General features: G+C 35.8%; 3 protein-coding genes and 1 tRNA gene. All 4 read left to right on the top strand.

Annotated features, from left to right (window positions below; translation table 11 throughout):
• The first annotated feature begins 105 nt into the window (after positions 1-105).
• Positions 106-181, top strand: a tRNA-Asn gene (locus KPC_RS18730).
• Positions 182-526: 345 nt separating this feature from the next.
• A complete protein-coding gene (gene rlmH, locus KPC_RS18725) occupies positions 527-1,009 on the top strand; it encodes a 23S rRNA (pseudouridine(1915)-N(3))-methyltransferase RlmH (RefSeq protein ID WP_121975839.1) in 483 nt (160 codons plus the stop codon).
• A 144-nt stretch (positions 1,010-1,153) separates the two neighbouring features.
• The gene (locus KPC_RS18720; RefSeq protein WP_121975838.1) at positions 1,154-1,930 is read left to right on the top strand and encodes a dioxygenase family protein; all 777 of its coding nucleotides are present in this window, start codon (positions 1,154-1,156) and stop codon (positions 1,928-1,930) included.
• A 137-nt stretch (positions 1,931-2,067) separates the two neighbouring features.
• Complete coding sequence (locus KPC_RS18715) at positions 2,068-2,841, top strand: DUF4377 domain-containing protein (protein ID WP_121975837.1); 774 nt, start codon at positions 2,068-2,070, stop codon at positions 2,839-2,841.
• The last annotated feature ends 78 nt before the right edge of the window (positions 2,842-2,919 follow it).

Below are 2,919 nucleotides of genomic sequence, written 5' to 3'. Positions count from 1 at the left end.
GGCTAAATACTGGTTTTTATTCTGATTAATTATACAACAAATGATTTTTTTTGATGTTCAATATCTTGACCATTTCACATTTGCCACATAAAATGCGTTCCAGATTCTCCAATAGCTCAGTCGGTAGAGCGACGGACTGTTAATCCGCAGGTCCCTGGTTCGAGCCCAGGTTGGAGAGCCAGATTCAAGAAAGCCTACTTCCAATAAGTAGGCTTTTTTTATGTTGCAATAATACATCAAACTTATTAAGACAAGTAACCGATTGAACCTTAGTCTGTTTTACTCATCACAATAAATAAATTCACCACTAAATCGAGTATTAGAGATTGATACAAAAACCTTATGAAACGCTTTCTCAACCCATCAATTTTGGGTAACCTCTTCTGAGTTGTTAAAACAAAACTTGTATCATTCTAAAATGCCAGTTTTCCAAGTATTAAATAAGAAGCAAATATCGTTTCTCAAGCAAAACTGCACGTAATATAAAGTTATAATTAGAAGAATTCCACGATATATGATTTGTTATATGAAAATCCGAATTTTAACGATTGGGCAAAAAATGCCAAGCTGGGTTCTCACTGGATTTGAAGACTATTTCAAAAGAATTCAACCTTTTGTGCAAACACAAATTATTGAATTGCCTATGGCTAAGCGTGGGAAAAATGACTCTGAAGCTGATATTTTGAAATATAGAAATATTGAGGGTGATAGTATTTTAAATGCCATGAAGTCCAATGAAATACTTATAGCTCTTGAAGTGGGTGGGCGGGAATTTAGCACTGAAAAACTTGCTGCTACAATGAAAGAATGGATGCTGGATGGTCATGATATCGTTTTAGCAATAGGTGGACCAGATGGACATTCTGAAGCTGTCAGAAAAGCCGCTGCATGGCATTGGTCTTTATCAAAATTGACTCTTCCACATCCATTAGTCCGTGTTATGCTGATTGAACAGCTTTATCGGGCAATGAGTATTAACCATAATCACCCATACCATCGTGCTGGATAAAATCCCTGTTCTATATTTAGAACATTTCGTTGAGTTTTATTGCTATAACTTTCTATCTTTTTTTGGCAATATATTTTCTTAATAGTACAACTTGTTTAAAGATATTGTTCTTTCGAGCTTTAAAATAGGATCAGGCGTTTTGTTATGAACTTACAAACTCTCCCAGGATTATTTATTTCTCATGGTTCGCCAATGCTTGCGCTCGATCCAGAACAAGTTGGTCCTGCCTTAAACCGTCTCAGTCTAAATTTACCTAAACCTGAGTCTATCATAGTCATGTCAGCACACTGGGAAAGTCATGCCTTAGAGGTCAGCACCAGTATTCGACCTGAAACTTGGCATGACTTTAGGGGTTTCCCTGAAGAGTTATACGAGATCCGTTACCCTGCATCAGGTAATCCGCAATTGGCAGAAGAAATTTTACATTTTTTTGCAGAAGCCCATATTCCAGCCCATGCCAATAGTACACGACCTCGTGATCATGGTGTATGGATGCCTCTCTTACACATGTACCCAAACGCAGATATTCCGGTAGTAGAAATTTCACTTCCGACCAATATGAGTGCAAAAGATATATATACTGTTGGACACATATTGGCTCCGCTTCGTGAACGTCAGATTTTACTGATAGGCTCTGGCAGCATTACACATAATTTACGTGAACTTTCCTGGAATGGTAGTAACAGTAATGTACCTGAATGGGCATCTACATTCAGAAATTATGTCGTTAGCAAACTTGCTCATCGTGATTTTGATGCTGTATTAGATTGGCAATCCATTCCTTTTGTCCATCGCAATCATCCAACCATTGAACACCTAGCACCTCTATTTTTTGCTATGGGTACAGGTGACCGTTTTAGTATTGTGCATAGCAGTTTTTCAATGGGAGCATTAGGAATGGATATCTACCGTTTTGATTAACCATCTTTATTAAAATAACAATTAAATAAAATTAAGAAGTTATGGATACATATTGAAACTGAAAAATAGCAATGTATTCATAGCTTTTTTGTTTAAATCCTTTAATCTTTATTTAAGTTTTATGTGAAGTTTAAAAAATGAAATTTAAATACTTAGCCCTTGCTCTTTTACCTTTAAGTATTGCTGCTTGCCAATCAAGCGATATCCAAAAATTTACTGACACTGCCGTGAATATTTTAAACCAACAAAGCAATACAGCAGATAGAACGCTAAGTTCTTATCAATGGTCTTATCAACCATCTGGAACAAGTAAACCGATTGTTTTAAATTTCGGTGATAAACGTTTAAGCATAGCAACAGGTTGTAATACCCAAGGAACATCCTGGCAAGTTGTAAATGATAAAATTGTGACATCTGATCTTATGTCAACAATGATTGGTTGCCCTTCTGATTTGGCTAAGCAAGAACAATATGCTGCATCTATTTTCCAGAAACGTGAAATCCCATTTGTACTAAATACAGCAAATGTTGAACAACCAACTTTGACAGTAACTGATGCTCAAGGTAAACAGGTCGTATTCACAGGTAAAATGACTCCTGAAACCAAATACCAGTCTCAAGGGGAAACCATTTTCCTTGAAGTTTCACCAGAAACAAAATCATGTACTGGCGTAGCACCGCAAACTTGCCTTTTAGTTCGTGAAATTAAATATGATGATAAAGGTATCAAGACTCAAGTAGATAAAGACTGGACTTATTTCTATGATCAAATCGAAGGATTTAAACATAATCCAGATGAACGCCAAGTTGTTCGTATCAAACGTTATGAATTAAAAAATCCTGCAGCTGATCAGTCTAAATATGCTTATGTTCAGGATATGATTATCGAACGCGAAACAATCAAGAAATAGTTTTACATATAAAACCGATGATTATTCTCATCGGTTTTTTATTTCCAATATTAAATTCTGCTTACATAAATCATAACC

Origin of the sequence: Acinetobacter stercoris (assembly GCF_900323515.1) — a bacterium.
GTDB lineage: Bacteria > Pseudomonadota > Gammaproteobacteria > Pseudomonadales > Moraxellaceae > Acinetobacter > Acinetobacter stercoris.
Note: the sequence above shows the minus strand (reverse complement) of the source record. Positions and strands in the feature narration are given on the sequence as shown.